At 65.5% G+C, this 2,441-nt stretch carries 3 protein-coding genes; 1 reads left to right on the top strand and 2 read right to left on the bottom strand.

Annotation, left to right across the window (positions count from 1 at the left end; genetic code table 11):
* Together AOK08_RS39025 and AOK08_RS39020 are read right to left on the bottom strand one after the other, a co-directional pair.
* Positions 1–674 (bottom strand): anthranilate synthase component II (locus AOK08_RS39025; RefSeq protein WP_198539528.1); only part of this gene is annotated, 674 nt, incomplete at its 3' end.
* A gap of 34 nt (positions 675–708) precedes the next feature.
* Positions 709–1,314, bottom strand: a complete 606-nt coding sequence (locus AOK08_RS39020) for a putative antibiotic biosynthesis monooxygenase (protein ID WP_055534920.1) — start codon at positions 1,312–1,314, stop codon at positions 709–711.
* 223 nt (positions 1,315–1,537) lie between these two features.
* Here AOK08_RS39020 and AOK08_RS39015 point away from each other — a divergent pair, with 223 nt between their 5' ends.
* Positions 1,538–2,335 carry a DUF3050 domain-containing protein gene (locus AOK08_RS39015; protein ID WP_055534919.1) on the top strand — a complete coding sequence of 266 codons (798 nt, stop codon included), beginning with the start codon at positions 1,538–1,540 and terminating at the stop codon, positions 2,333–2,335.
* The last annotated feature ends 106 nt before the right edge of the window (positions 2,336–2,441 follow it).

Raw genomic sequence — 2,441 nt, 5'->3', positions numbered from 1 at the left:
AGGGACGGGGGCGTGGGGGAGGGGGGCTTGGGCATCGCGGCGGCCGTGCGGGTGACGGCGGTGTTCTTCGTACGGAGCTTGCGCGCGCGTTCCGCCGTGAGGTTGCGGAAGTTCATGAGCATGCGGCGGCCGTACTCGGTGAGGACCGACTCCGGGTGGAACTGCACTCCCCACAGGGGCCGCGTACGGTGCCGCAGACCCATGAGGACGCCGTCCTCGGCCCAGGCGGTGGCCTCAAGGGTGTCGGGCAGCGGCTCGCGCACCGAGAGGGAGTGGTAGCGCACGGCGGTGAAGTTCTGGGGCAGTCCTCTGAAGAGGTCCCGCTCGTCGTGCCGGATCGCGGAGAGATGCCCGTGCCGGGGCTCGGGGGCGGGCTCGACGCCGCCGCTCTCGCCGAGCGCGATGCCCTGGTGGCCCAGGCAGACGCCGAGTACGGGTATCCGCGACTCGGCGAGTACACGTGCGCTGATTCCGAAGTCGCGGGGGGCGGCGGGGTGCCCGGGCCCGGGGGAGACGACCACGTTCTCGAACTTGCCGAATTCCAGAAGACTGTCGACTGCGCTGGTCAGCGCGTCGTTGCGGATCACCGTCGGCTCTTCGCCGTTGACCTCCGCGATCAACTGGAACAGGTTGTACGTGTACGAGTCATAATTGTCGATGAGCAGGGTCTTCACCCGCCCACCTCCCTTGCGTCGTTCATGCTGCTGTTCAGGCGGTTCGCCTTTTGTGCCGTCCACGGAGTGCCTGGAGCGGCGGGTATAGCCATTTCTTGAAGAAGCGCTGAAGGCGCGGCATGAGGATCCAGGTGACGAGCGCCGTCACGGCCAGACACAGCAGTAGTGTGCGAATGAGCGGATTGACGCCGCCGAGGAACGGAAGAATGGTCAGATTGAATATGAGCACGGGTGGAAAAACCGCGCTCATGTTCACGAACCAGAGCTTCCATTTGGCCGGCGGCTGTGGTGGTCCGGCTGGTCCCGCCGGTATCGCTGGACCCACGCGGTCCGTCTGTGAGTCGAACCACATCTTGGAGCCTTCGACGGTACGGCGTCCGGTCTCCCGGGCGAGCCCCGCCAGCCGGGCCTCCCACTGAGCCCAACTGGCCGAGTTCTCCCAGGCCAGGGCAGTAATCTCACTGTCGAAGCGGTAGACCACATGCCACTCCGCCTCTCCGTCGACAAGGACGCCACCTCCCAGGAAACCCGGCTCACGCGCTCTCGCACGCAGCACGGCCCATCCCCAGGAATGGAACTCGGTCTCGCGGCCCGGGATCACGTGATACGCCACCGTGATGGTGACGGGATTCCTGGTCACAGGGTCATATACGCATCACGAAACGATCACGTTCAATCGCGGGCGAAGATTTTCGAAATCTCCCCACCCGGTGCCGGAAAGGTGGCTGGTTGTCGGTTTTTGGTGTGGTTTCCTACCCCTTTCCTGGTACTCGGTGGTAACTTTTCCGAAATTCAGGAAACGACTTGCCGGGGGGAACGATAAAGCTGCACGATCGCCATTCGACCGACGCGAGGGAGATTTCATGTCCAGGTACGACTGGGATATGACCCACGAAGGGATCGAGCGGGCCCGGTCCGTGATCGAACCGGTGCGAAAAGAAGTCACCGCCCACCCGATTTACCAGCGGATAAACACCCGGGAACACCTGGCGACGTTCATGGAACACCATGTGTTCGCGGTCTGGGATTTCATGTCGCTGCTCAAGTCGCTGCAACGCGAGCTGACCTGTGTGGACGTCCCGTGGGTGCCGCGCGGGCCGGAGGTGAGCCGGCGCCTCATCAACGACATCGTGCTCGTGGAGGAGAGCGACGAGCTGAACGGCGGCTACACCAGCCACTTCGAGCTGTACCGGGCCGGCATGGCCGAGGCGTCGGCGGACCCGTCCCGCATCGACACGTTCATCGGCCTGGTCGGCGAGGGGCACGACGTGAACTCCGCGCTGCGGGTCGCCCAAGTGCCCGGTCCCGCCGCCGAGTTCGTCCGCACCACGTTCGAGATCATCAACGACCGGCCGCTGCACTGCCGGGCCGCCGCCTTCGCCTTCTCCCGCGAGGATCTCATCCCGGACATGTTCGACCAGGTCATCAAGGAAGAGGGCACCGACCGCTTCCCCCTGTTCCGCGACTACCTGTCCCGCCACATCGAGGTCGACGGCGAGGAGCACACCCCGATGGCGATGCAGATGGTCGCCGACCTGTGCGGTACGAGCGACGAGCACTGGGCGGAGGCGGCCCAGACGGCGACGGACGCCCTGGAGGCGAGGGTGCGGCTGTGGGACGGGGTGGTGGAGGCCTTGCGTTTCAGCCCGTCCGGCGTTTGAGTACGAGGCCGTTCAGGCCGAAGCGGGGGTCTGGGGGCGGCAGCCCCCAGGAACGGGATGGGAACGGGTAAGGGCGGCGGGGGCGAGAAACACCCCCCAGGAAGAA

The sequence above is a fragment of the Streptomyces graminilatus genome (assembly GCF_001418565.1).
GTDB lineage: Bacteria > Actinomycetota > Actinomycetes > Streptomycetales > Streptomycetaceae > Streptomyces > Streptomyces graminilatus.
This window is presented reverse-complemented; position numbering and strand designations above follow the sequence as displayed.